A 26,025-nucleotide genomic window follows, 5' to 3' on the forward strand; every position below is an offset into this window, starting at 1 on the left:
GTGTGACTCCTCGAAAACAGGTACGGGATGTGCGAACAGGGTAGCCGCGCACGTCGGGAGGGCTGTGACCCGGGATACGTCATAGTTCTGCGCGTGAGTTCACAGCACACCGGATCAGCTCTGACCGGCGCCGCCGTCCTGTTCGTCCTGCTCCGTCTCCTCGCGGTGTCCCACTACGACTGGCACACCGCGTTCGCCCTGCTCCACACGCTGGAACTGGACGACGCGCCCGGTCTGTTCCTCGGCACGTTCATGGCCGACGACCGCATCAGCACGGTGCTGCTGATGATCGTCACCCCGGCGACGTTCTTCTTCTACCTGCGCACCCGCAAGGATCCGGAACGCGCGAGCACGACGGCGCTCCTCACGTTGATCGTGCTCGTCGCGCTGATGGTGTCCCACACGCTGACGTACCACCGTTGGTGGATCTCCGCCGGCGCCGTCGCGATCGGTGCGGCCATGGTGCTGGCCATTCGCAACGCGCGGTGGCTGCTCAAGTGGTTCGCCTGGCTGCTGGCCGGTTCCGCGCTCGCGGTGGCCGCCGTCGTCAGCACGCCGTGGGTGCCCAAGGAGAAGATCAACGACCTCGAGGAGGTCTACGTGTTCGAGACGAGCCCGGGGTTCCTCAAGGTGCTCAAGGCGAAGGACCGCGAGTTCACGATCCTCCGCACCGAGGACGTCCTGAAGCGCGTGGAGCTAGCCGATCACTAGTGCACCAGCACGGGCTGGGCCTCGCGGTCGACGGTGACCTGCCGCAGCACGAACACCGCCAGCCCGAGCGCCACCGACACGAGCGCCGCCGAGATCCAGAACGCCAGGTGGAAGCCCGAGGTCAGGGCTTCCAGGCGGTCGACGCCCGAGGCGAGCAGCGACGACGTGTAGGTGGTCGAGGTCGTGGCCAGCACGGCCAGTCCCAGGGCGCCACCGACCTGCGCGGTCGTGTTCACGAGACCGGACGCCAGGCCCGCCTCGCCGTGCGCGGCGCCGGACATCGCGAGCGTCATCAGGGCCGGGAACGACAGGCCCAGCCCGATGCCCAGCGGTGCCACGGCGGGCAGGATGTGCGCGACGTACGAGCCGTCGACCGGCACCTGCGTGAACACCACCATGCCGGCCAGCATGAACAGCAGGCCCACGATCAGCATGTTGCGTTCGCCGAAGCGGGTGTTCAGGCGTGCCGACAGCGACACCGAGAACACCGCGATCGCGCCAGCGACTGGCATGAACGCCAGGCCGATCTGCAACGGCGTGTACTGCAGCACGAGCTGCATGTACAGCGTGCCGAGGAAGAACAGGCCGAACATGCCGGCGACCATGGAGATCTGCACCAGGTTCGCGCCGGTCACGTTGCGGGACTTGAACACCCGCAGCGGCAGCAACGGCTTCGCGGCGGTCCGCTGGCGTTGCACGAACCCCGCCAGCAACGCCAGCGCGACGGCGCCCAGCCCCAGCGTGTGCGCGGAGTTGAAGCCGTGGTGCTCCGCCTTGACGATCGTGTAGACGCCGAGCATCACGGCGGCGACGATCAGCAGCGCGCCGAGGACGTCCGCGCCCTCGCGCAGGCCGAGGCCGACCGAGTCGGGCACCAGGCGCACGGCCGCCACCGCGGCCACGATGCCGATCGGGATGTTCACGAAGAAGATCCAGTGCCACGACATGGCGTCGGTCAGCACACCGCCGAGCAACAGGCCGAGAGACGCGCCCGCCGCCGCGACGAAGCTGAACACGCCGATGGCGCGCCTCTGCTCGTTGGGCTCGGGGAACATCGTCACGACCATGCCCAGCGTCACGGACGTGGCGAGCGCACCGCCCGCACCCTGCACGAACCTCGAAATGATCAGCATTTCGGAGCTGAACGAGAGCCCGCACAGCAGCGACGCCACCGTGAAGACCCCCAGGCCGATCAGAAACACCTTCTTGTGCCCGATCAGGTCGCCCAGACGACCCGCGAGCAGGAGCAGACCGCCGTAGGCGATCAGGTACGCGTTCACGACCCAGGCGAGTCCCGCCTGGCTGAACTCGAGGTCTTCCGCGATGGCGGGCAGCGCGACGTTCACGATCGTCTGGTCCAGCACGATCATCAACATCCCTGCGCACAGCACGATCAGCGCCAGCCAGCGCGAGTCGGTTCTCGATCCCCCTGAAGTCATAAGAGGAACCGTAACAGATAGTTTTGTACGGGACTATCTTCTATCCAACGGCATGACGCAGCGCACGTTTGCGCGGCGGCTTCTCACATGCCACAGGAGTGCTCAGACGGCCCTCGACCAGCCTCGTCAGGCCGTTGACCAGGCCGGACCGTTCGTCGGCTGGCAACGAACCCAGCACGCTGCCGACCACGTCCCGGTACACCTCGTCGGCCTTCGCCACGATCGCGCGGCCCTGCTCGGTCACGACCACGACGCGGGCGCGCCGGTCCGTCGGCGACGGCCTGCGCTCGGCGTGGCCGGCGGACTCGAGCGCGTCCATCGTCACGACCATGGTCGTCTTGTCGATGCTGATCACGTCGGCGATCTCGGTCTGCGTGAGATCCGCGTCCAGCGCGGTGGACAGCACGCAGCGGGCTCGCGGAGTCAGTCCGATCTCCGCGAGCCTCGCCGTCAGCTCCGTCTCCAGCGCGTGTCCCGTCCGATGCAGCAGCATCATCAGGTCAGTACACCCCGTCGTGCCCATGAGCTCGACGGTACCAAACTGATCTGGAACAAAACTGTTTGTCAGCGGGACTATTGCTCCAGCACGACCACGGAGCGTGCTGCTCCCGCCTTCTTCTCCCCGGTCAGCGGCTTCCAGTCACCGGCGGGCAGCGTGACGGCCCGGTCGGTCGGGTACGGGTTGATCACCACGACCAGACCGCGACGAGCCGGGTCGACGTCCGGTCCCACCGTGTCGTCGACGTGCATGACGATCACGCCTGGCTCCGCGGCCGGGAAGGACACCTTCTGCTGCACCAGGTCGGCCGACCCCAGCGAGAACAGGGGCGACGACTGGCGGATCCGCAGCAGCTCCAAGGTCGCGTCCAGCGCGGCCCTCATGTCCGCGGACGACGGCTTCGCCATGCCCAGCAACGGCTTCGCGTACGGCCACTTCGACTCGTTGTCGGCCTTCGGCGGCAGGCCCCGCCCGAAACCGTTGTCCCGCAACGACGGGTCGTACGGGTTGAACCAGTCGCCCGAGTCGTAGCTGTTGCGGTCCAACGACTTCGAACGCAGGAACTCGGTGCCCGCGTGCACGAACGGCCGCCCCTGCCCCAGCAACGCCGGGGCCAGCGAGACCGTCTGCATCTTCACGCGGTCGGCCATCGAGGTCTCGGGCTTGAGCTTGTAGGCCAACGCGTCGAACAACGTCTCGTTGTCGTGCGCGTCGACGTACGTGATCGCCTCCAGCGGCTGCCCGGTGTACCCGGCGGGTGAGCCGTTGTACCGCACGTCCCTGCCCGCCACCTCGGGTCCGGCCGTCGACCGGAACCGGTACGACGCCATGTTGCCGGCCATGCCGAGCTTCACCAGGTCGCTGTAGTTCTCCAGCCGCGCGGCCACGTTCCCGTTGGCGGGAGAGGAGTTCACGTCGCCCGCCAGTCCGGAGCCGATGCCCTGCACGCGCGGGTCGTCGTCGAACGGGCCGCCACCGCGCACGGCGTCGCGCAGCCGGTCGCTGAACGTGCCGATGCCCGTCCCGGCCATGTTCGCCTGGGTGGCCTGCTCGAAGCGGGCGTCGCCCGCGACCTCGCCGAAGTCCCAGCCCTCGCCGTACACGCCGATCTTGCGGCCGTCCACGCCGTCGCGCTCGACGGTCAGCGCGTCCAGTGCCGCCCGCACCGCGAGGATGTTCGCCTTCGGGTGGTGGCCCATCAGGTCGAACCGGAACCCGTCGACCTTGTAGTTGCGCGCCCAGCGCACCACGGAGTCCACGACGAGCTTGCCCATCATGGCGTTCTCGGTCGCCGTGTTCGCGCAGCAGGTGGAGTTCGCCACCGAGCCGTCGAGGTTGAGCCGCTGGTAGTAGCCGGGCACGACCTTGTCCAGCACGGACGTCGGTGCGTCGCCGAAGGCGGCCGTGTGGTTGTAGACGACGTCCACCACCACGCGGTTGCCGTTGTCGTGCAACGACTTCACCATCTCGCGGTACTGCTTCGAGCGCGCCTGCCCGTTCTGCGCGTCCGCCGTGGCGTACGAGCCCTCGGGCACGTCGTAGTGGAACGGGTCGTAACCCCAGTTGAAGCCGTCCTTCGCCGCGACGGCACCGACGCAGGCCTGCTGCTGCTCGGAGTCCGCAGGCAGCGAAGGCAGGTCGCAGGCCGGGGTGGCCTGGTCGGAGCGCTTCTCCGGGATCGTCGCGATGTCGAACGTCGGCAGCAGGTGCACGGTGTCCATGCCCGCCGCCGCCAGCGCCTTGAGGTGCTTCATGCCCGTCGAGTCGCGGTGCGTGAACGCCTTGTAGGTGCCGCGGTCCGCCGCCGGGACGGACTGGTCGTTGATCGAGAAGTCCCGCACGTGCAGCTCGGTGATCGCGCCGCCCATGCCCTTCGCGACGTCGCGGGACCAGCCTTGCGGCATCGAGGCGCTGTCCCTCAGGTCGGCGAACTGCGAGTGCGTCGAGTTCACCGACAGCGCGACGGAGTACGGGTCGGTGACGACGACCGTGCGCTGCCAGTTGGTGACCTCGAACTGGTAGTACTTGTTCTTCCAGTCACCCGTGCCGGTCCACGAGCCGGAGGCGTCGTCGCGCTGGAGCTGCACGACCTTCCTCGGCTCACCGGAGGGCTGGTCGAACAGCCGCAGCTTGACGTTCCGAGCGGTGGGCGCCCACAACCTGACCGACGCACGACCGCGGTCGAAGGTCGGCCCGAACGTCAGCTTCGTCGCGGTGGCGGCGTAGCGGTCGTCCAGCACGCCCGCGATCTGCACACCCGTGCGGTGCCGGATCGCGCCACCCGCGTCGACGTGCACGGCGGAGAGCTTGTCCCGCAACGCCTCGTCGGCGAACCCGCGGACGGCGAACACCGGCTTGCCCTTGAGGTGCGGGAACTGCGCGGGCACCTCCTCGGTCGTGGGGGACAGCCGCAGCACCCGCTCGCCGTGCTCCAGCCGGTAGCCGTCGGACTGCACCGACGGCACGTCCCAGACGACCCTGTCCTTCGAGATCCAGATCGCCTTGGCCTTGGTCAGGTCGTCGTCGGCGGCCGGACCGGCGTCGGGCGGCAGCAGGTAGGTCTCGTCACCCTGCAACTGCCACACCTCGTTGCCCTTCTGCCCCAGGTCCAGGAACTGGTCGGGGCCAGGATCCTTGGCGTCGCCGCGGTGGATGATGTAGCTCAGCCCTGCAGCACCGGCGGCGAGCGGCACCGACCAGTAGACGCCGAACTGGTCACGCCCGTCCGGCACCCGCGACTGGTTCCAGCCCGGTGACGGCTCGGCGGACCCCGTCCAGTGGTACATCGTCCAGTCCGCGTAGTCGCCGTCCGGGCGGTTGTAGTGGATCACCGCCCGGTTCTCGGCCGCTGCCTTCGTGGCGTGCACCTTGCCACCGGCTACCCAGGCGTGACCGCTCGTGAACTTGCCCGACGCCTCCACGGTCGTGCCGCGCACGACCGAGAAGTCGGTGGTGGGCGGGAGTTCCGCGACGCCGTTGACGAACGGCACGTCGCCTCGTCCGGCGACGCGGACGACAGCGCCGGTCGCGTCGCCGACGTAGTGCACGACCGCCTTGCCCGTGGCCGCCTGCTCGGACGCGTGCACCACCGGGTCGCCCTGCTTCAGCCACACCTCGGGCGTCACGCTCGGGTCGACGAACCGGTCCACCGACGTGTCCTTCTCGTCGCCCTTGTGCGCGATGAGACCGACCGACTTGGCACCCGGCTTCAGCTTGACCCAGGCGAAGCGCCCGTAGGCGTCCTCCCCCGCGAACGGCAGCGGCGCGTTCCACTCGGTCGGCGTCTCGACGTCACCCCAGGCGTGCAGGCCCCAGCCGTCGTAGTCGTCCCGCGCGTAGTGCACGACCAGCCAGTCGGGGTTCTTCGCGCCGGGGTCCGGGAGCGGTGGCGCGGCGACGAGCGACACGAACGCGCCGTCCGCGCCGATCTCGCCGGACTTCGCCACTACGCGCAGCTCGACGCGCTTGCCGGCCACCGCACCCGGAAGTGCCGACAGGTCGGCGAAAACGCGGTAAGGAGCGGCGTCATCGGTGCCGAGCACGGTCCAGTCGCGGGAGCCCTCGACCCGGGCGGCGAACGTGGCGGCCGCGTTGGGCGCGCTGATGCCGTCCGCCCTGAGCTCGACGCGCTCGTCCAGCACCGTCCCGGCCGCCGGGGCGACCAGCACGGGCGCAGGCTTCGACTTCACGACGTCACTGGTCGCCTTGAGCACCACCGAGGACAGCGCCGGCACGGTCACCGTGACGCGGCCGTTCTGGACCTGCGCGTTCTCGAAGCCCGGAGAGGACACCGGCACGGTCACGGTCGCGGCCGAGGTGCCCGCGTTCGCGACGACGAGGTGCTCGCGGCCGAGGATGCGGCTGAACGCGAACACGTCGCCGTCGGCGTAGCGGAGCACCTGGTTGCCGTCACGCCACACGGGGTCGCGGTCGACCTGCTCGGCCAGCGCCTTGAGCTGCTGGTACAACGGGTGCGCGGTGTTGAAGTTGTCCACCGCACCCGTGCGCTCGGAGCCGACCAGCTTCTCCGCCGCGTACTCCGGCGTCTTCGAGGCGAACATGTCCTGACGCGCCAGCTTGTCGCCGCCCGTGCCCGCGAAGCCCTGCTCGTCGCCGTAGTAGACGACCGGGTTGCCGCGCCACAGGTACATCAGCTGGTTGCCGAGCTTGAGCCGCTCCAGCAGTTCGGCGTCCGAGATGCCGGGGCGGTCGTTGCGGATCTTCCAGGCGATGCGGCCCATGTCGTGGTTGCCGAGGAACGTGGGCAGCGAGGACGCGTTGGAGTCGGCGTCGGTGTAGCGGTCGTCGTCGAGCAGCACCTCGCCGAGCCGCTGCGCGCCCTTGCCGGACAGGAAGTTCAGCGCGCTGCTCTGGAACGGGAAGTCCAGCGTCGCCTGCATCCTGCCGTCGGTCGTGTACTTCGAGGTGTTCTCGGGCGAGGAGTCGAAGACCTCGCCGAACACGAAGAAGTCCTTCTTGCCCTTGCGGTTCGCGTACTGCTTGACGTGCGGCGCGAGGGCCTGCCAGAACTCCAGGTTGACGTGCTTGACGGTGTCGACGCGGTAGCCGTCGATGTCGAGCGTGTCGATCCAGCTGGTGAAGATGTCCTTCATGCCGTTGACCACGCGCGGGTGCTCGGTCATGAGGTCGTCGAGGCCGGAGAAGTCGCCCTGTTCGCTCGACTCGCCGGAGAACGTCGAGTCGCCGCGGTTGTGGTAGAGCGTGGAGTCGTTGAGCCACAACGGGTACTTCGTCTGGCCGTCCTTGACCGGGGTGTACGGGAAGGACTTCTGGGCGTCGAGCTTCGGGAAGTCCTTGCGACCCGCGTAGTCCGCGATGTCGAACGGCTTGCCGTCGGCGTCCAGGTACGGCTGTGCACCGGTCGAGACGTACTGGGTCTTGTTCTCCGCGTACTTGATCACGTCGGCGGTGTGGTTCGCGACGATGTCGAAGAAGACCTTGATGCCACGCCGGTGCGCGTCGCGGATCAGGTCCCGCATCTCCTGCGTGGTGCCGAAGTGCGGGTCCAGCTTGGTGAAGTCGAGCGTCCAGTAACCGTGGTAGCCAGCCGAGTCACCCTGCACCCAGCGGTTCAGGAACATCGGCGTCATCCAGATCGCCGTGATGCCCATGCCGTCGAGGTAGTCGAGCTTCTGGCGCAGGCCCCTGAGGTCGCCACCGTGGTAGAAGCCCTTGTCAGCGGGGTCGAAGCCGTGCTCGGCGGCCTTCGAACGCCCCCGGTCGTTGCCCGGGTCCCCGTTCGCGAACCGGTCGGGCATCACGAAGTAGAAGCGTTCGCCCCGCAGGTCGTCCCGCTTGGGCGGCAACGCGAGTCTCGCGTCCCCGTCGCGCACACCGGGCGCTATGTCCACCACCTCCCCCACGGCCAGGCGTTGCGGTGGTGCGGCAACGGCCTGAACGGGTGTGAGGGGTAGCAGAACCAGTGCAGCGAGCGCGGCGACGACCCGACGCATCGCGACCTCCTTGTCGCAAACTCTTGCAGGGTTGCTGCACGAAACCACGACAAACAGCGGGAAACAATACGTCGGGCGTTGCAAATGTTTGCGATCAGCCTGCCGGACGTCGGTAGGTGATCGCCATCCGCAGCGGATGTGAGCGCCACTCGTTGACCGCGAGCCCGGCTATCACGCCGATGCCCTCGACGGACTCCGGTGTCGCGGGCGCGCTGCGGCTCGGTGACCCCGCCAGCGGTCCCTCGGTCGGTGGCGGCGAGAACTGGGCGATGACCATCTGCCGGCCGTCGTGCGGCTGCACGGCCAGCAGGATGTGCGGATCGGCCTGCTCACCCTGGTTCTCGATCGGTTCCAGAGACAGGAACTCACCGCGTTCCGCCGCCACTCCCGCCATCCGGCCGGCCCACTTGAAGGCGTTCATCACGTCGTCGTCGGAGAGCGCCGCGTCGGCCTCGGGCAGTGTGACCTGCTCCAGGCGCGTGCCGTGCGCGGTCATCTGGCCGTTGGTGGTGAAGCGGTCGGGAATCATCGCTTCGCCGGTCTCGACGTCGATGAGGAGCATGTCGCGGAACCTGGTCTCGGCGAGCGGCGAGCGGCCCATCAGCCCGCGGCCGAGCATCTCCCCCAGCTTCGGGTCGGTGGTCCGCCAGTACGTCGTCCGCTCGCCGATCTGCAGGCCGATGAAACCCTTGACCGGCAGGCTCGGCAGCGCCGTGACGAGGGTCTGGCCCGGTTCGGCCGGCGGTGGCGGCACCTGGGCCCGGAACGGCGGCAGCGAGGCGAACCCCGGATCGACCCGTGCCGTGCGGACGACGTGATGTGCCCACGCCCGCACGCGCGTCAACGGGTGATCGGGGAACCTGGGGTCGTGCCGGGGATCGTCGCCCGCGTGGAACGGCAGCACACCCTCCAGCTCGGGTGCGTAGGGGTGCGGCCTGACCCAGTTCTGGAACCCGATCTCGGCCGCGAGGATCGCCTCCCGCGCGCCCGTCATGCCGCGTTCCGCCGCACCTAGCTGCAACACGGCGCTGCAGCTCTCCTTGGGGATGGTGAAAGAGGCGACGAACACCTGCCCGTTCGGCTGGTTCGGCAGCGGCATCTTGACGATCCGCAGCAGCGCCGGAGCCCCTCCGAGCTGGACGACGTGCGCCTCGATCAGGCAGCCGGTCTCGCCGTGGATCAAAGCGAGGTCGTGCCTGAGCCTCGGCAGGTCGTCCAGCCCGGCGGGCAGGTCGGGGACCAGGCCGTGGTAGGCCAGTTCGGCCTGGTCACCGCTGGGGTGCTGCCAGGTGTTCTGGTCGAGCTGACGGAAGCCGGTGGTGTCGAACGAGATGGGCACCCACCGACCCTACGACTCCCGTCAGGCGGCCCTGAGCGTTTTGGACCAGAGGGAGGCGCCGGTCGCGTCGCGCAGCCACACCGTGAGCTCGTGCCGCGACGCCTTGACCTCGCCGAAGTGCTGGAACCCGTCCAGCGGCGTGGTGTTGGCGGCGGGCGGCGCGTGCACGAACACGGCCTGCGGGCCGAAGGTCGGGTCGAGCGCGTTCGGGCCGAACGCACCGGCGTGCAGCGGGCCGGACACGAACTCCCAGAACGGGTCGAAGTCGGCCACGGCCGCGCGGTCGGGCGAGTAGTGGTGCGCGGCCGTGTAGTGGACGTCCGCCGTGAGCCACACGGTGTTCTTGACGTGGCGGCGCTTGAGTTCCCTGAGCACCCACGCGATCTCGTGCTCGCGGCCGTTGGGCGCGCCCGGCAGGCCGTTGGCGACACCCTCGATGTCGGTGCCGTCCGGCACGGTCAGGCCGATCGGGAGGTCCGCCGCGATGATCTTCCACGTGGCGGTGCTGCGGCTGAGCCCGTCGACGAGCCACTTCGCCTGCCGGGCGCCGAGGACCACGCCGGGCTGGTCCTTGGGCGAGGTGTTCCTGTCTTTGTAGGTGCGCATGTCGAGCACGAAGATCTCGACGTTGCGGCCGTAGGAGAACTTCCGGTAGACGCGGCCGTCGACCGCGCGCGTCCGGTCGATCGGCATCCACTCGTGGAACGCCTGGAAAGCGCGCTGCGCCAACACGTCCACGCGCTTCTCGGTGTAGAGCGGGCTGGTGAGGATCTCGCCCGGATACCAGTTGTTCGTGACCTCGTGGTCGTCCCACTGCGCGAAGACCGGCACCTGGGAGGCGAAGCGCTTCACGTTGTCGTCGAGGAGGTTGTAGGCGAACTGGCCGCGGTACTCGTCGAGGGTCTCGGCCACCTTGGACTTCTCCGGCGTGACGACGTTGCGCCAGATCCGGCCGTCCGGGAGCGTCACGCTCTCCTGCATCGGACCGTCGGAGTAGACGCTGTCACCGCTGTGGATGAAGAAGTCCGGCCTGCGGTCCGCCATCGCCTTGAAGATCGGCATGCCGCCGATGTCCGGGTTGATGCCCCAGCCCTGGCCCGCGACGTCACCGGACCACACGAACCGCACGTCGTCGCGGCCGAGCGGGGCGGTGGTGAAGCTGCCCGTGACGGGCGCGCTGCAGGTGCGCCCGTGCAGGTCCTCGGCCGTGACGCGGTAGTGGGCGGGGCGGCCGGGCAGCAGGTTCGACACCCTGACCTGCCCGGTGCCACCCGTCTCGGGGGTGAGCAGCGGACCGCGGAGGCGGCGCGAGTGGCGGAACTCCGGGTCGTGGGACACCTCGACGAGCATCCGCGAGGGGCGGTCCGCGCGCGTCCACACGATGCCGCCGTCCCAGGTGACGTCACCGGACTGCACGCCGTGGGTGAGGATCGGGCGGTCGGACTTCGCGAGGCTGATGCCCGAGGGCACCAGCGCCGCGGCCGTACCGAGTGCGCCTGCCTTGAACAACGTACGACGGTCGAAGGTCATGCGCGGTTTCTAGTCGCCGGTTCTGGCCGGCTCTGAAACCCGAGGTGAACTTCAGCAGCGCAGGTCGGTCCAGCCCGAGACGTAGCCGCCGCCCGGCACCGTCACGCTGGAGACCGCGCGGGTGCACTTGTCGAGCGTCGTCGCCCCGGCACCCCACAGCTCCTGCTTCGCACCGCTGCGGGTGTCGCCGCCGGGGTACTCCTCGTTGCCGTCGATCACCGCGATCCAGTTCGAGACGCGGTAAGTGTGGTTCTTGGCGTAGGAGTCCCAGACCCAGGTGTAGGCGAAGTTCTTGCCGCACCCGGCGAACTGCTTGACCGACGCGATGGTCGCGCCCTGGTACTTCACGTACCCCGTGCCGCCGATCTGCTTGGCGGAGGCACAACCGGGGACGGTCTCGGCGTGGGCGGTGCCGACACCGGCGGACAGCAGCGTCGCGGCCAGTGCGGCGGCGATGGCGAATGGCTTTCTCACAGCCACGACGCTGGCGCAGTCCGGTTATACGACGGTAAATCCGTCATGTGAGGCGCTTGAGCCAGTCGGTGATGATCTGGCGCGACGCCGGGGTGGCGTGCACCCACGTCTGCTGGTTCTGGTCGGTGTACTTGACCACGAGCCAGCGGCCGTCCTCGAAGTCGATGGTGGTGAGGAAGGTCTTGGCGCGCTGCCTTTCCTCACCGTTGTGCGTCGCCGCGTAGAGCTTCGCCGTGCCGTTGCGGGGCTGGGCGAGCAGCTGGCGCAGCGAGATCGACGGCGACGCCTTGCCGGGCTGGTGCAGGTTGATCTCGGTCTCGTGCACGTTGATCGACGCGCCGCGGCCCGCCGGGACGTCCGGCAGCTGCATCGCGAGGACCTCCGGCGCGTTCTCCGGCCGGATCGGGTGCAGCTGCACGAAGCCCTTGTCGTGCAGGGCGAGCACACCGTGCTGCGCGTTCGCCGCGACCACCACGGGCCTGGTCTCGTTCGGCGTGACCGCGATCCAGGCCGAGTAGTCGTGCTCCGCCTTGGCGATCAGGTGCAGCGTGCCCCGGACGTCCGGGTGGTCGAGCCCGACCCGGCGCAGCTCACCGATGACGTCGCGCTCGATGAGCGCGCGTTCGTCCTCGGTCTCACCGGGCGAGTCGACGGAGAGCGCGGGGTGGTGCTGCCCCAGCTTCTCCTGCTTCCACAGCACGCCGAAGGCGAGGTCGGACAGTTGGATCGACGAGCGCAGCACGTCAGCCCCCGATCGTCGGCGGTGCGACCATCGGCATGTCGCCGATGAGCTCGTTCGTGTTCTCCTCGGTGACGAGGTAGTCGGCGGACTTGTGCTCCAGGTCGTCCTCTCCCCGACCCTTCTGCCCTTGAGCGCCCATCCCGGCCATTCCTGCCGCACCGGCACGTCCTGGTGCGCCTGCGGCACCGCCGCGAGCCCCCGTGTTCTGGCCGGTCTCGCCCATCACGCCGAACACCCCGGCCTTGCCACCTGGCTGCTGGGCCGCCGTGCCACCGGCCGGCGTGCCGCCGCTGTCGCCGCAGCCGGCCAGCAGTGCGAGTGCTGCGGCTCCTGCGGCGATGGTTCGGATGCGCAACAGCTCAGTCCTTCTACTTGAGGTTGTCCCGGTTGCCCTGCTCGGTCTCTTCGTACTGGCGCAGCGTCGCCTTCAGGTTCTCGATCCGGGTGGTCAGTGTCCGCTGCAGCTGGTCGTTGGACAGCTGGTGTCCCTTGGCCGCGGCGTTCGCCCAGTTCGCGTAGACCTGGCTCGGGGCGTCCCGGCCGGCGCCCTGGATGGTCGTCAGAACCTCGCCGTTGAGTTGAGCGACCACGAGGTCTTCCTTGATCGACTCGTACTCCTTGATGGCCGCGCGCAGTGTCTCCAGATCGACCTTGGTCCCGCTCATCCCCAGGCCCTCCCCGCAGAATCGTGCGCCGAGCAGCATAGCGCCAGGTCGCGGCACCAGTCGGGGTTCCAAAGCACGATCGGGTGAAAACGACGAACCCCCGCCGTCGCATTGCGATCAGCGGGGGTGCGAAATCCGGAAACCGTCCGGTGAATGTCGTCGCCGAATTTGTGTGGAATGCGTCCGGTCAGGACTGCTGTTCGGTCTGCTGCTGTTGCTGAGCCGGGAGCCGGCCCTCGGCCATGCGCTTGAGCAGGTCCTTGCGCAGCCACAGCAGGTACGCCCAGACGAGCCCGAAGATCACGCCGATCACGCCCATCGCGGGCAGCAGCAGCCAGGTGGCGATCAGCAGCACGTGCAGGCCCACGACGGCGCCGATCGCCCAGGGCTTGCGGACGAAGGCGCACATCGCGATGAACACCGCGATGAAGCCGAACGCGACCCAGCCGACCAGGGACGTGACGCCGCCGTGCAGCTTGGCGATCACGGGGAGGGCCAGGGCCACGACGATGACCTCGAGGATCAGCGTGCCGGCCATGATGCCCCGGAACGCCTTCATCGGGTCCTTCTTCAGCGGGGCCGGGGTGGTCATGCCGGCTCCTTTCCGAACAGGGCGCGGGCCTCGCCTGCGGTGACGATCGAGCCGGTGACGATGATGCCGCCGCCGGACTGCTCGTCCTCGGTGAGGTGGATCGCTTCCTCGATGGCGTCGACCAGGCGGGGACGCACCTCGAAGCGGTCCTCGCCGAAGATCGGGACGGCCAGGCCGGCCAGCACGTCCGGGTCCATGGCGCGGGGCGAGGAGTTGGTGGTGATCACCAGTTCCTGCACGACCGGCTCCAGCGCGGCGAGGATGCCCTCGGCGTCCTTGTCCGCCATGACGGCCACCACGGCCACGAGCTTGCGGAAGCCGAACTCCGACTCCAGCGCGCGGGCCAGCGCGGCGGCGCCGTGCGGGTTGTGCGCCGCGTCGACGAAGACGTTGGGCGCGGAGCGGACGCGCTCCAGGCGGCCCGGCGTGACGACCGACGCGAAGCCCTCGCGGACCATCTCGATGTCGATCTTGCGCTCGGGACCCGCGCCGAAGAACGCCTCGACCGCGGCCAGCGCCAGCGCGGCGTTCGCTGCCTGGTGTTCGCCGTGCAGCGGCAGGAAGATGTCCTCGTAGACGCCGCCCAGGCCCTGCAGCGTGATCATCTGGCCGCCGACGGCCACCGCCCTCGACAGGACGCCGAACTCGCTGCCGAAACGGGCCACCATCGCGTCCACCTCGGCGACGCGTTCCAGGATCACCCGCATGACCTCGGGCGTCTGCTCGCCGACGATCGCGACGGAGCCCGGCTTGATGATGCCGGACTTCTCCACCGCGATGTCCTCGGGACGGTTGCCGAGGTACTCGGTGTGGTCGACGCCGATCGGGGTGAGCACGGCGACGCGGGTGTCCACGATGGACGTCGCGTCCCACGTGCCGCCCATGCCGACCTCGACCACGGCGACGTCCGCCGGCGCTTCCGCGAAGGCCGCGTAGGCCATGCCGGTGAGCACCTCGAACTTGCTCATCCGGATCTCGGACCGGGAGTCCACCATCGCGACGTAGGGCTCGATGTCGCGGTAGACCTCGACGTAGCGCTCGGGCGAGATCGGCTGGTTGTCGATGCTGATCCGCTCGGTCGCGAGCTGCAGGTGCGGGCTCGTGAACCGGCCGGTGCGCAGGCCGATGCGCGTGAAGAGCGCGTCGACCATGCGCGACGTCGACGTCTTGCCGTTCGTGCCCGTCAGCTGCACGACCGGGTAGGACGTCTGCGGGTCGCCCAGCACGTGGGCCAGCGCCTTGATCCGCTCCAGCGACGGCTCGAGCTTGGTCTCGGGCCACCGCTGGTTGAGCTCGTTCTCGACGTCGAGGAACTCGTCGAGGTTGGTTTCCACGGTTGTTACGCCTCCGGCAGCGCGGCCAAGCGCTCGTTGATGCGGGCGATCTCGGACTCGGCGACGGCCTTGCGCTCCTCGATCTTGGCCTTGACCTCGGCGGGCGCCTTGGCGAGGAACGCCTCGTTGCCCAGCTTCTTGGTCGTGCCCTCGAGCTCCTTCTGCGCGGCGGCCAGGTCCTTCGCGAGGCGCTTGCGCTCGGCCGCGACGTCGATCGTGCCGGACAGGTCCAGCTCGACCTTCACCGCGCCCTTGGGCAGGCCGACCTCGAGCGTCGCGGAGACGGTGAACTCCTCGCCCGGCTCGGTCAGGCGCGTCATCGCGCGGACCGACGGGACCTGGTCGGTCAGGCCGACGCAGCACGCGCCGCGGACCTTGCCCGCGACCTTCTGGCCGGGCTTGAGGCCCTGCTCGGAACGGAACCGGCGGATCTCGGTCGCGAGCTTCTTCAGGCCCTCGATCTCGGCCAGCGCGTCGACGTCGCGCTCGGCGCCGGACGCCTTCGGCCAGTCGGCGACGACCAGCGACTCACCGCCGGTCAGCGACGTCCACAGCGTCTCGGTGATGAACGGGATCGCCGGGTGCAGCAGGCGCAGCAGGACGTCGAGGACGTGGCCCAGGACGGCCTGCGTGGCCTCGGCGCGGCCGTCCGCGATCTGGACCTTCGCGATCTCCAGATACCAGTCGCAGAACTCGTCCCACGTGAAGCTGTACAGCGCCTCGCAGGCACGGGAGAACTGGAACGCCTCGAAGTTGGAGTCCACAGTGGACACCAGCGCGTCGAGCTCGTCGAGGATCCAGCGGTCGGCCGCGGTCAGCTCCTCGCGGGCGGGCAGCGCACGGGCGACCGTCGCGCCGTTGGCCAGCGCGAACCTCGTGGCGTTCCACAGCTTCGTGGTGAAGTTGCGCGACCCCGCCGCCCACTCCTCGGCGACGGCCATGTCCGAACCGGGGTTCGTGCCGCGCAGCAGCGTGAAGCGGGTGGCGTCGGCGCCGTAGCGCTCCATCCAGTCCAGCGGGTCGATGCCGTTGCCCTTGGACTTCGACATCTTCTTGCCGTACTGGTCGCGGATCAGACCGTGCAGGAAGACGTGGTCGAACGGCTGGACCTCGTCCATCGCGTACAGACCGAACATCATCATCCGGACGACCCAGAAGAACAGGATGTCGTAGCCGGTCGAGAGGACCGAGGTCGGGTAGAACTTCTTCAGGTCCTCGGTGGAGTCCGGCCAGCCCAGGGTCGAGAACGGCCACAGGCCCGAGGAGAACCACGTGTCGAGGACGTCCTCGTCCTGGCGCCAGCCCTCGCCGGTGGGCACCTCGTCGTCCGGTCCGACGCAGACGACCTCGCCGTTCGGGCCGTAGTAGACCGGGATCCGGTGGCCCCACCACAGCTGACGCGAGATGCACCAGTCGTGCAGGTTGTCGGTCCAGTCGAAGTACCGCTTGTTCAGCTCGGCCGGGTGGATCTTGGTGCGCCCGTCGCGGACGGCGGCGGACGCGGCCTCGGCGATGGTCTCGACCTTGACCCACCACTGCAGCGACAGGCGCGGCTCGACGACGGTGTTGCACCGCGAGCAGTGCCCGACGGAGTGGACGTACGGCCGCTTCTCCGCGACGATCCGGCCCTCGGCGCGCAGCGCGGCGACGATCGCCGGACGCGCCTCGAAGCGGTCGAGGCCGAGGAACGGGCCGTTCGCGGTGATCGTGGCGCGGCCGTCCATGATCGTGAGGTTCGGCAGGCCGTGGCGCTGGCCGATCTCGAAGTCGTTCGGGTCGTGGGCGGGCGTGACCTTGACGGCGCCCGTGCCGAACTTCGGGTCGACGTGCGCGTCGGCGACGATCGGGATGCGGCGGCCGGTCAGCGGCAGCTCGACCTCGGTGCCGATGAGGTGCTGGTAGCGCTCGTCGTCCGGGTGGACGGCGACCGCGGTGTCACCCAGCATCGTCTCGGCGCGCGTGGTCGCGACGACGATCGACGCGTCCCCGTCGCCGTACCGGATCGAGACGAGCTCGCCCTCGTCCTCGCTGTGGTCGACCTCGATGTCCGACAGGGCGGTCTGGCAGCGCGGGCACCAGTTGATGATCCGCTCGGCCTGGTAGATCAGGCCGTCGTCGTACATCTTCTTGAAGATCGTCTGGACGGCGCGCGACAGCCCCTCGTCCATGGTGAAGCGCTCGCGCGACCAGTCGATGCCGTCGCCGAGCCGCTTCATCTGGTCGAGGATCTTGCCGCCGTACTCCTCTTTCCACTCCCAGACGCGCTCGACGAACTTCTCGCGCCCGAGGTCCTGCCGCGAAAGGCCCTGCTTCGCGAGGTCGCGCTCGACGGCGTTCTGCGTCGCGATGCCGGCGTGGTCCATGCCCGGCAGCCACAGCACCTCGTAGCCCTGCATGCGGCGGCGCCTCGACAGCGCGTCCATCACGCTGTGGTTCATGGCGTGGCCCATGTGCAGGCTGCCGGTGACGTTCGGCGGGGGCAGCACGATCGTGAACGGCGGCTTGTCACTCTTGACGTCCGCCTCGAAGTACCGCCGGTCGACCCACCGCTGGTACAGCTCCGCCTCTACCTCCGCCGGAGTCCACGCGGCGGGGAGGTCAGGACGCTGGGTTGCGGTGTCGAGTTCAGTCACAGCGGTGAAGTCTACGGAGGGCAGGCTATCGACTTACACCGAGATACCTGCTAACGCGCGGGCCAACCTCTACGATCCCCGCCTCGTGAGTCTTTATGGGGGCCTTGAAGATCATCCGGACCTGAACGACGCCGAGTGGGGCCGTCGGGTCGAACGCGAGTTCAGGCGGGAGAGACGCGGTAAAAGAGGTCTTCTCGGCGGGCTCGTGGCGGCGTTCGCGGTGACCGGTCTCGTGGCCGCGGGCCTGATGTGGGGCGGTGTCGCGGAAGGACCGCCGGGCCCCGCGTCCGCCGTGGACTTCGACCGGCCGTTCGCCGGCACGGAGTTCGAGACCTGGGCGGACGGCGAGCAGGGTGTGGTCGCCGCACCCGAGCACGAGCAGGTGCGCAAGGCCGTCATCGCGGCCAGGCTGGACCCCGCGGTGCTGGTGGGACACGACCCCGCCGCGTTCTTCTCGCTGGCGCCTGCGGGGGCGCGCGAGGCCTTCGAGCCGGTCCTGCCGTCGCTGGTGACCCGGCTCAAGCAGGGCACCACGCTGCTGCCCGGCGGCATCAAGGTCAAGGGCACCATCGCCCCCGCCGTCGACGACGAGGGCGTGAACGTCGTCCGCAGCGACTTCCTGATCGCCTACGCCTTCACGCCCGCCGACCGGGCCGCCGTGGACAGCCACGAGGACTTCGTCGTCCTGCTGCACGCGATCGCCGACTACGGGCTGATCCCGCAGGGCCTGCAGATCAGGGCCACGAAGATCCGCATCGACCACGCGGCGTGCACCACGAGGTCCGACGGCTTCCTGGCGCCGCGGTTCACCGAGGGCTCGACCTGCGGGGTCAGCGTCTGAACCGCCTCGATTGATCACTCTTTCAGAGGTGCCGGGACGCCGTGACGGCGATCACAATTGACCGTCACGGACCGTTCAACCCCTTGGGGCCCGTGACGGGCGACGCCGCCGCGTTCTTCGGGGGCGCTGGCGGCGCCGACGTCGATCAGCGAACAATGGACGCATGAGCAGCAAGCCCCCGCAGCACGACGTCGACGAGTCCGCGCTCGAAGTCAGCACCCCCAAGACCTGGGCAGCGGGTATTCCCGGCGTGCTCGTGTCGCTCGACCGCGCGGTCGAGCAGATGGGTGTCGGGCGCACGGTCAAGACGTTGCGACTGCTCAACCAGCGTGAAGGTTTCGACTGTCCTGGTTGCGCGTGGCCCGAACCGCAGGGCCACCGCAAGATGGCGGAGTTCTGCGAGAACGGCGCGAAGGCCGTCGCGGAGGAAGCCACCAAACGACGAATCGGGCCCGCGTTCTTCGCCGAGCACTCCCTGGAGAGCCTGCGGACGAAGACGGACTACTGGCTCGGCCAGCAGGGCCGGCTCACCGAACCGATGGTCCTGCGGCCCGGTGCGACGCATTACACACCGATCGCCTGGGACGAGGCGTTCACGCTCATCGCCGACGAGCTGACAGCGTTGTCGTCCCCGGACGAGGCGATCTTCTACACCTCCGGCCGCACCAGCAACGAGGCCGCGTTCCTCTACCAGCTGCTGGTGCGCTCGTTCGGCACCAACAACCTCCCGGACTGCTCGAACATGTGCCACGAGTCGTCCGGTTCCGCGCTCAACGAGACGATCGGCATCGGCAAGGGCTCGGTGTCCATCAAGGACTTCGACCTCGCCGACCTGATCGTGGTCATCGGCCAGAACCCCGGCACGAACCACCCGCGCATGCTCAGCGCCCTGGAAGACGCCAAGAAGAACGGCGCGAAGATCATCGCGATCAACCCGCTGCCGGAAGCGGGCCTGATGCGGTTCAAGAACCCGCAGAACGTCGCGGGCGTCGTCGGCAGGGGCACCGCGCTGTCCGACGAGTTCGTGCAGATCAAGGTCGGCGGCGACCAGGCGCTGTTCCAGGCGATCGGTCACCTGCTGCTGCAGTGGGACAAGCTCGACAAGAAGTTCGTCGAGACGAAGACCCACGGGTTCGAGGCGTACGCGGCGAGCCTGCGCGAGCTCGACTGGGACCGGGTGGTCGCCGCGACCGGCCTGACCCGCGAGCAGATCACGCGCGTGGCGGGCATGTTCGTCGACTCGAAGGCCACCATCGCCTGCTGGGCCATGGGTCTCACGCAGCACAAGCACAGCGTGCCGACGATCCGCGAGATCACGAACGTCATGTTCCTGCGCGGCATGATCGGCAAGCCGGGCGCGGGCCTGTGCCCGGTGCGCGGCCACTCGAACGTGCAGGGCGACCGCACGATGGGCATCTACGAGAAGATGCCGGAGAAGTTCCTGCAGGCCCTGGAGAGCGAGTTCAGCATCTCCGTGCCGCGCAAGCACGGCTTCGACACCGTCGACGCGATCAACGCGATGCGCCACGGCCGCGGCAAGGTGTTCATCGCGATGGGCGGCAACTTCGTCAGCGCCACCCCGGACACCCCGGTGACCGAGAAGGCGCTGGAGCAGTGCTCCCTGACCGTGCACGTCTCCACGAAGCTCAACCGCTCGCACGTGGTGCACGGGAAGACGGCGTTGATCCTGCCCGCGCTGGGCCGCACCGAGAGCGACGTGCAGCACTCGGGCGAGCAGTTCGTGACGGTCGAGGACTCGATGTCGGTCGTGCACCGCTCACGGGGCCGCCTCAAGCCCGCGTCGGACCAGCTGCTGTCCGAGGTGTCGATCGTGTGCCGGCTCGCGCGCAAGACCCTCGGCGCCGCGCACCCCGTGGCGTGGGAGGAGTTCGAGAAGGACTACGACGTCATCCGCGAGCACATCTCCCGCGTCGTGCCGGGCTGCGCCGACTACAACACGCGCGTGCGCCAGCCCGACGGTTTCGTGCTGCCGCACCCGCCGCGCGACTCTCAGGAGTTCGCGACGGCGACCGGCAAGGCGAACTTCACGGCGAACGAGATGACGGTCATCGAGGTGCCGGAGGGCCGGCTGCTGATGCAGACCCTGCGCAGCCACGACCAGTACAACACCACGATCTACGGCCTGGACGACCGCTACCGCGGCGTGAAGGACGGCCGTCGCGTCGTGTTCGTGAACCCCGCCGACATCGCCGAACTCGGCTTCGAGGACGGTCAGATGGTCAACATCGTCTCGGAGTGGAAGGACGACCCGACGGGCGTCGTCGAACGCCGCGCCGAGTCGTTCCGGATCGTCTCCTACCCGACCGCGCGCGGGTGCGTGGCGACGTACTTCCCGGAGGCGAACCCGTTGGTGCCGCTGGACTCCAAGGCGGACATCTCGGGGACGCCGACCTCCAAGTCGGTGATCGTGCGGCTCGAAGCCGCAGCCTGATCTACGCGTGCCGGACCCGGACGAAGAGCCATAACCGGCGTCGTTCGGGTTCGGTCTCGACCTTCTCGGTCTTCTTGACGAGCCGGCGCGCGGCCGCGTCGGCCTCGAAATCCTGCTGACGGTACTTCGCGATAGCAAACGCTTCGTGGTGCGGAATCACGGCAGTTCTCCTTGGGTGCGTTGTTATTCGGTGGCGACCGTGAGGCTCAGGAACACCCGGACGGGCTTGGCGCCTTCAGGCCTCAGCGACTCGTCGGTCCTGCGCTCGTCGTACTTGTTCAGCACCGCCTGCAGCTCCGCGAGGTACTCCACGGTCTCCTCGGCGGTGAGGAACTTGATGTGCCCCTCCGTGCCGACGGACCTGCGCCAGTCCTCCGGCAGGTGCTCGCGCTGGCGAAGGCGCTCACGCGTGCGCTCGAACTCCTGGTCCAGGTAGGCCATCGCCGCGGCCTCGGCCGCCATCGCGGCCTCACCCTCCAGCCCTTCCGGCGAGATGGACTGGCGCCCGCGGACGATCTGCCACGGCTTCTGCCGGCCCGGGCCTTCGACCTCGGTGACGAAGCCGTACTTGGCCAGCATGTTCAGGTGGTAGGAGCAGCTCGCGACGCTCTCGCCCAGCTTCTCGGAGCACTGCGTGGCGGTGCGCGGCCCCTGCTCGGTGAGCAGCTGGATCAGCTTCCACCGGAACGGGTGCGACAGCGCACGAAGTGCCTTGGGGTCACTGAGGGGAGCGTCGGTCATGACACCACGGTACGCGTATCAGGAAGTCTTTAGCAAGGTTCCTTGATATAAGAACCTTGTTATAACGCGGCCCAAGAACAGGCGTTGCACAGCTCGCTGACGGCGGTGGCGCTCGTGGCGCTGTGGCTGTCGAGGCACAGGCGGGACACCGCGCAGTGGGCGTGGGCACTGCTCTTTCGTCCCGTACGACACCTGGACGGACGCGCTGTTCGGCGTACGGCTGTCAGAGGCGTTCTCCTGGGACCGCAACCACTTCGACCGGCTCGTGCACTTCACGTACGGCGTTTGCCTGACCGCGGTGCTGCGGCGGAAGTGGTTGCAATCGCTGGAGGTCGTGCTCGCGACGAGCGCACTCTACGAACTGCTGGAGTGGGCGATCGCGATGACGCTCGCCCCCGATGTCGCCGAGGCCTACAACGGCCAGCAGGGCGACATGTGGGACGCCCACGCCGACATGGCGCTGGCCGCGCTCGGCGCGCTCGTCACCAGTCTGGCGAGTTGCGCGCGACGGCGGTCACCAGCGGCAACGACTCGATCACCGGCACCCGCAACAACTCCGCGGGAACGTCCGGGTCGCGCACCGGCTCGATGAGCTCGCGCAGCAGCGCGCCGACGACGTCGTCCGCGGACTGGTCGACCTCGTGGATCAGGTCGCGCAACTGGTCCGCGGCCTCGTTGAGCACGCGCGGCCGTTGCGGGTCCTCCAGCATCAGCGCTGCCAGCCGCAGCACGCGGCGGCAGGTGCGCAGCCGGAGGCTCCGGCTCGCGGACTCCCGCGTACCGGCGAGACCCAGCCGGCCGCGCGTGCGTTCGATCCACGGCTCGACCGTCTCCCGCCGCCAGATCGGGCCGGACGCGAGTTCCGCGTCAGGCTCCGGAATGCCGTGCGAGCGGCGCTTGCGCCAGACAGCCACCAACTGCCGACTGAGCCCCATGGCGTCGGCGATCTCCGCGATCCCGTAGAAGTCCCCCACGCCGCCAAATGTAACCAGAGATGACGCGGAGTGTCATCAAAAATGTCTCAACCGGCTTCGAGAACCGCCCTCGCGGCGTTGTGGCCGCCGATGCCGCTGACCCCGCCGCCGCGCCGGGAGCCCGCGCCGCAGACGAAGACGTTGGCCACGTCGGTCTCGACACCCCACGTGCCGACCTGTTCGTCGGTCTCGGCGAACGGCCAGTCGAGCTCGCCGTGGAAGATGTTGCCACCCGGCAGGCCGAGCTCGGACTCCAGGTCGAGCGGAGTGCGCGCCTCGATGCACGGCTCGCCGTGGGCGTCGACGGCAAGGCAGTCCTGGATCGGTTCCACGAGGTGGGCGTTGAGCTGGTCCAGATAGCGCCGCGTCAGTTCGTCGCGCAGCTCGGTGTTGCGGCCCTCGAACAACGACGCCGGCAGGTGCAGGCCGAACAGCGTCAGCGTCTCGTGGCCCTGCAGCGACGGCCCGAGGATCGACGGGTCGGTCAGCGAGTGGCAGTACATCTCGCCCGGCAGCACCGACGGCACCTGCCCGGCGGCGCTCTCCAGGTACGCGGTCTCCAGCTGGTCGTAGGACTCGTCGAGGTGGAACGTGCCCGCGAACGCCAGCCGCGCGTCGACACCGGACCTCAGCTCGGGCAGCTTCCGCAGCAGCATGTTGATCTTCAGCTGGCAGCCCGGGGCGTCGTGGACCTCCTTGCCCCGCAAGCGTCCCAGCACCGACGGCGCCACGTTCGAGAGCACGAACCGGGCCTCGGCCGTCTCGTCCCCGTACGTCACCGCGGCGGTCCGGCCGTCCGACTCGACGGACGTGACCTCCGCGCCGGTGACGATCCGCGCACCGGCCTCGCGCGCGACCCGTTCCAGCTCGGCGGTGACCGCGCCCATGCCGCCGACCGGGACCTTCCACTCCCCTGTCCCGTTGCCGATCACGTGGTAGAGGAAGCACTTGTTGGCGCGCAACGAATGCAGCGACGAGTGCGTGCCGATCAGCGCGTCCGTGGCGACGACGCCGCGCACCAGGTTGTCCTCGAACAGCTCCTGCAGCGTCGCGCCGATCGGCCGTTCGAAGACCTGCTCCCACAACCGGCCGCGCGCCACGGCGTCGACGTGCACGCGCAGGTGTTCGCGGGACACCAGCGGTTCCAGCAGGGTCGGCGCCAGGGCCTGCGCCATCAGCTCCAGGTCGGCGTACCAGCGCTGCCAGCGCTCCCAGTCGTCGAGCGACCCGCACACGGCCTCGAACGACTTCAGGGTCGCCTCGCCCGGCGAGCGTTCGACCAGCAGCCCGCCCTTGCCGTTCGGCGTGTAGGACGAGGCCGCGCGGGACTTCAGCGCGAGCTTCAGCCCCAGGTCCGACACGATCCGGTCGGGCAGCAGCGAGACGAGGTAGGAGAAGCGCGAGAGCCGGGCGTCGACGCCCTCCCACGGGGACGCGCTCACCGCCGCCCCGCCGACGTGCGGCAGCTTCTCGAGCACCCTGACCGACTTGCCCGCCCTGGCGAGGTACGCGGCCGCCACCAGCCCGTTGTGGCCGCCCCCCACGATCACGACGTCGTCCATGCCCCGGAATCCCTCCCACGTAGCCTGGTCGGTGGGGAACATAGCGGTCCGAAGGAGATGTGCACATGGGCCGAGTGACGGTGCGCCGGGCGGTCGAGCGGGTGTCGCCGAGCGGGCGTCGCCGCAGAGTCGACGCGCTCGCCGCCGAGGAACCGCTGGAGCTGCGGGTCAACGGCAAGGCTCTGGCCGTCACGATGCGCACGCCGGGCCAGGACGTGGAGCTCGCGCACGGTTTCCTGCTCAGCGAGGGCGTCATCGGGTCGTCGGAGGACATCTCGATCGCCCGGTTCTGCGAGGGCACCGGGCCGGACGGGATGAACACCTACAACGTGCTGGACATCGCGCTGGCCGAGGGCGTGCCGCCGCCGGACACCGGGGTGGAGCGGAACTTCTACACCACGTCGTCGTGCGGGGTGTGCGGCAAGGGCGCGCTGGACGCGGTCAAGCTCAAGACCCGCTACTCGCCCGCCCTGGACGAGGTCACGGTCACCCCCGAGGCGCTGACGGGCTTCCCGGACGCGTTGCGGGAACGGCAGAAGGTCTTCGAGAGCACCGGCGGGCTGCACGCGGCCGGGCTGTTCGTCGACGGCGAGCTGCTGGTCGTGCGCGAGGACGTCGGCCGGCACAACGCCGTCGACAAGGTGCTGGGCTGGGCGGTGCTGCAGAACCTCGTGCCGTTGCGCGGCGCGGTGCTGATGGTGTCCGGCCGGGCGTCGTTCGAGCTGGTGCAGAAGGCCGCGATGTCCGGCATTCCGGTCCTGGCCGCGGTGTCGGCGCCGTCGTCGCTCGCGGTCGAGCTGGCCGAGGAGCAGGGCATGACGCTCATCGGCTTCCTGCGCGGCGACTCGATGAACGTCTACACCGGTGGGGAGCGCGTGGTTGAGACCGCTTGACGGCGTCGTGGTGGTGAGCCTGGAGCAGGCCGTCGCCGTGCCGTACGCGACGCGGCTGCTGGCGGACCTGGGCGCACGGGTCATCAAGGTCGAACGGCCCGGGACGGGCGACTTCGCGCGCCACTACGACGCGTCGTGCGGCGAGGTGTCGTCGTACTTCGCGTGGACGAACGTGGGCAAGGAGTCGGTGTCGCTGGACATCACCCACCCCGACGGCCGCGAGGTGCTGGACCGGCTCGTGGCGCGCGCCGACGTGCTGCTGTGCAACCTGTCGCCGCGGGTGTGGCAGCGGCTCGCGCTGGAGCTGCCGCCGGAGCTGGTCGTCGGTGAGCTGTCCGGTTACGGCTGGGACGGCCCGTACGCGGACCGCAAGGCGTTCGACGCGCTGGTGCAGTCCGAGGCCGGGCTGGTGTCGCTGACCGGGGAGGGCGACGTGGTGGCCCGCGCCGGCATCTCGGTCGCGGACATCGCGGCGGGTGTCCAGCTGCAGGCGGCGGTGCTGGCCGCGTTGCTGCGACGGTCCCGGACGGGCGAAGGCGCCCGGCTGCGGTTGTCGCTCTTCGAGGCGATGGCCGAGTGGATGCACCAGCCGATGCTCTACGCCGCCGGCACGGGCGCCGCGGCCCCGCGCTCGGGTGCCCACCACCCCAGCATCGCGCCGTACGGGCCGGTGGCCTGCGCGGATGGTGCCGTGCACCTCGCCGTGCAGAACGACGGGCAGTGGCAGCGCCTCTGCGAGCTGATCGGGCTCGCGCCCGAGGAGAGGTTCGCCACAGTGGCGTCCCGCGTGGAGCACCGCGAGGAGCTGCAGAAGCTGCTCGAACGGGCCTTCGCGGACCTCACCGCGGCCGAGTTGCTGACCACTTTGGACGGCGCCGACGTGCCTGCCGCGATGACCCGCCCGATCACCGACCTGCCCACCCACCCGCAGCTCGACACGTGGGTTGACGTGCGGGTTCCCGGCGGAACGGCGCGGATGCTGCCGCCGCCGGTGGCCGGTTTCGAGTGGTCGCCGGGTGCGGTCCCCGCCCTCGGCGAGCACAATGACGACGTGCTCAGCTGGCTGGGCTATTCGGGTGAGGAACGAACTTCCTTGCGCGTGCGTTCCGTCCTCTGAGAAGGAAACGAGG

At 69.2% G+C, this 26,025-nt stretch carries 21 protein-coding genes and 1 pseudogene; 6 read left to right on the forward strand and 16 right to left on the reverse strand.

Translation table 11 applies throughout. The features are described from left to right. Nucleotides 1-93 precede the first annotated feature (93 nt). Nucleotides 94-711 carry a hypothetical protein gene (locus tag ORI60_RS14380; protein ID WP_266037699.1) on the forward strand — a complete coding sequence of 206 codons (618 nt, stop codon included), beginning with the start codon at nucleotides 94-96 and terminating at the stop codon, nucleotides 709-711. Here ORI60_RS14380 and ORI60_RS14385 read toward each other — a convergent pair. The 12 genes from ORI60_RS14385 to ORI60_RS14440 form a co-directional block, all read right to left on the reverse strand. Continuing rightward, nucleotides 708-2,150 carry a DHA2 family efflux MFS transporter permease subunit gene (locus ORI60_RS14385; protein ID WP_266037700.1) on the reverse strand — a complete coding sequence of 481 codons (1,443 nt, stop codon included), beginning with the start codon at nucleotides 2,148-2,150 and terminating at the stop codon, nucleotides 708-710. The genes ORI60_RS14380 and ORI60_RS14385 overlap by 4 nt on opposite strands. Nucleotides 2,151-2,190: 40 nt before the next feature. After that, nucleotides 2,191-2,673, reverse strand: coding sequence for a MarR family winged helix-turn-helix transcriptional regulator (locus ORI60_RS14390; RefSeq protein ID WP_266037701.1), 483 nt, complete (start codon nucleotides 2,671-2,673; stop codon nucleotides 2,191-2,193). Between the two features lie 50 nt (nucleotides 2,674-2,723). Then, on the reverse strand, nucleotides 2,724-8,123 hold the full coding sequence (gene pulA / locus ORI60_RS14395; protein WP_266037703.1) for a pullulanase-type alpha-1,6-glucosidase: 5,400 nt from the start codon (nucleotides 8,121-8,123) through the stop codon (nucleotides 2,724-2,726). Between the two features lie 94 nt (nucleotides 8,124-8,217). Continuing rightward, a complete protein-coding gene (locus ORI60_RS14400; RefSeq protein WP_266037704.1) occupies nucleotides 8,218-9,462 on the reverse strand; it encodes a hypothetical protein in 1,245 nt (414 codons plus the stop codon). 21 nt (nucleotides 9,463-9,483) lie between these two features. Next, the gene (locus tag ORI60_RS14405; RefSeq protein WP_266037705.1) at nucleotides 9,484-10,992 is read right to left on the reverse strand and encodes an alkaline phosphatase D family protein; all 1,509 of its coding nucleotides are present in this window, start codon (nucleotides 10,990-10,992) and stop codon (nucleotides 9,484-9,486) included. 51 nt (nucleotides 10,993-11,043) lie between these two features. Then, on the reverse strand, nucleotides 11,044-11,466 hold the full coding sequence (locus ORI60_RS14410; protein ID WP_266037706.1) for a hypothetical protein: 423 nt from the start codon (nucleotides 11,464-11,466) through the stop codon (nucleotides 11,044-11,046). 43 nt (nucleotides 11,467-11,509) lie between these two features. Then, nucleotides 11,510-12,208 carry an ESX secretion-associated protein EspG gene (locus ORI60_RS14415; RefSeq protein ID WP_266037707.1) on the reverse strand — a complete coding sequence of 233 codons (699 nt, stop codon included), beginning with the start codon at nucleotides 12,206-12,208 and terminating at the stop codon, nucleotides 11,510-11,512. A 1-nt stretch (nucleotide 12,209) separates the two neighbouring features. Beyond that, nucleotides 12,210-12,563, reverse strand: a complete 354-nt coding sequence (locus ORI60_RS14420) for a hypothetical protein (protein ID WP_266037709.1) — start codon at nucleotides 12,561-12,563, stop codon at nucleotides 12,210-12,212. A 13-nt stretch (nucleotides 12,564-12,576) separates the two neighbouring features. After that, nucleotides 12,577-12,873 carry a PE domain-containing protein gene (locus ORI60_RS14425; RefSeq protein ID WP_266037711.1) on the reverse strand — a complete coding sequence of 99 codons (297 nt, stop codon included), beginning with the start codon at nucleotides 12,871-12,873 and terminating at the stop codon, nucleotides 12,577-12,579. A gap of 187 nt (nucleotides 12,874-13,060) precedes the next feature. Beyond that, entirely contained in the window at nucleotides 13,061-13,465 is a 405-nt protein-coding gene (locus tag ORI60_RS14430; protein ID WP_266037712.1) for a DUF4233 domain-containing protein, read from the reverse strand. Continuing rightward, nucleotides 13,462-14,799: a bifunctional tetrahydrofolate synthase/dihydrofolate synthase gene (gene folC, locus ORI60_RS14435; protein WP_266037713.1), complete on the reverse strand. Its 1,338-nt coding sequence runs from the start codon at nucleotides 14,797-14,799 to the stop codon at nucleotides 13,462-13,464. The genes ORI60_RS14430 and folC overlap by 4 nt, the downstream gene beginning before the upstream one ends. Nucleotides 14,800-14,804: 5 nt before the next feature. Continuing rightward, complete coding sequence (locus ORI60_RS14440) at nucleotides 14,805-17,432, reverse strand: valine--tRNA ligase (protein WP_266037714.1); 2,628 nt, start codon at nucleotides 17,430-17,432, stop codon at nucleotides 14,805-14,807. An 85-nt stretch (nucleotides 17,433-17,517) separates the two neighbouring features. On the opposite strand from ORI60_RS14440, the gene ORI60_RS14445 reads away from it, so the two are divergent. Both ORI60_RS14445 and ORI60_RS14450 read left to right on the forward strand, forming a co-directional pair. Further along, nucleotides 17,518-18,273 carry a hypothetical protein gene (locus ORI60_RS14445; RefSeq protein WP_266037715.1) on the forward strand — a complete coding sequence of 252 codons (756 nt, stop codon included), beginning with the start codon at nucleotides 17,518-17,520 and terminating at the stop codon, nucleotides 18,271-18,273. 163 nt (nucleotides 18,274-18,436) lie between these two features. Next, a complete protein-coding gene (locus ORI60_RS14450; RefSeq protein WP_266037716.1) occupies nucleotides 18,437-20,725 on the forward strand; it encodes an FdhF/YdeP family oxidoreductase in 2,289 nt (762 codons plus the stop codon). Between the two features lies 1 nt (nucleotide 20,726). Here the strand turns inward: ORI60_RS14450 and ORI60_RS14455 are convergent, their stop codons facing one another. Together ORI60_RS14455 and ORI60_RS14460 are read right to left on the reverse strand one after the other, a co-directional pair. After that, on the reverse strand, nucleotides 20,727-20,885 hold the full coding sequence (locus ORI60_RS14455; RefSeq protein ID WP_266037718.1) for a hypothetical protein: 159 nt from the start codon (nucleotides 20,883-20,885) through the stop codon (nucleotides 20,727-20,729). 23 nt (nucleotides 20,886-20,908) lie between these two features. Continuing rightward, nucleotides 20,909-21,466 carry an ArsR/SmtB family transcription factor gene (locus tag ORI60_RS14460; protein ID WP_266037719.1) on the reverse strand — a complete coding sequence of 186 codons (558 nt, stop codon included), beginning with the start codon at nucleotides 21,464-21,466 and terminating at the stop codon, nucleotides 20,909-20,911. Nucleotides 21,467-21,653: 187 nt separating this feature from the next. Between ORI60_RS14460 and ORI60_RS44750 the strand changes: the two are divergent. Further along, a pseudogene (locus tag ORI60_RS44750) lies at nucleotides 21,654-22,058 on the forward strand (DUF2238 domain-containing protein); the annotation flags it as partial. Here ORI60_RS44750 and ORI60_RS14465 read toward each other — a convergent pair. Then, nucleotides 21,949-22,440 (reverse strand): hypothetical protein, encoded by a 492-nt coding sequence (locus tag ORI60_RS14465; protein WP_090071217.1) that lies wholly within the window; start codon nucleotides 22,438-22,440, stop codon nucleotides 21,949-21,951. The pseudogene ORI60_RS44750 and the gene ORI60_RS14465 overlap by 110 nt on opposite strands. Nucleotides 22,441-22,487: 47 nt before the next feature. After that, the gene (locus ORI60_RS14470) at nucleotides 22,488-24,002 is read right to left on the reverse strand and encodes a phytoene desaturase family protein (protein ID WP_266037720.1); all 1,515 of its coding nucleotides are present in this window, start codon (nucleotides 24,000-24,002) and stop codon (nucleotides 22,488-22,490) included. Nucleotides 24,003-24,067: 65 nt separating this feature from the next. On the opposite strand from ORI60_RS14470, the gene fdhD reads away from it, so the two are divergent. Then, nucleotides 24,068-24,895 (forward strand): formate dehydrogenase accessory sulfurtransferase FdhD, encoded by an 828-nt coding sequence (gene fdhD / locus ORI60_RS14475; RefSeq protein WP_266037721.1) that lies wholly within the window; start codon nucleotides 24,068-24,070, stop codon nucleotides 24,893-24,895. Further along, a complete protein-coding gene (locus tag ORI60_RS14480; protein WP_266037722.1) occupies nucleotides 24,882-26,012 on the forward strand; it encodes a CaiB/BaiF CoA transferase family protein in 1,131 nt (376 codons plus the stop codon). The genes fdhD and ORI60_RS14480 overlap by 14 nt, the downstream gene beginning before the upstream one ends. Nucleotides 26,013-26,025 lie beyond the last annotated feature (13 nt).

Source organism: Lentzea sp. NEAU-D7, from assembly GCF_026242055.1.
Taxonomy (GTDB): Bacteria; Actinomycetota; Actinomycetes; order Mycobacteriales; family Pseudonocardiaceae; genus Lentzea.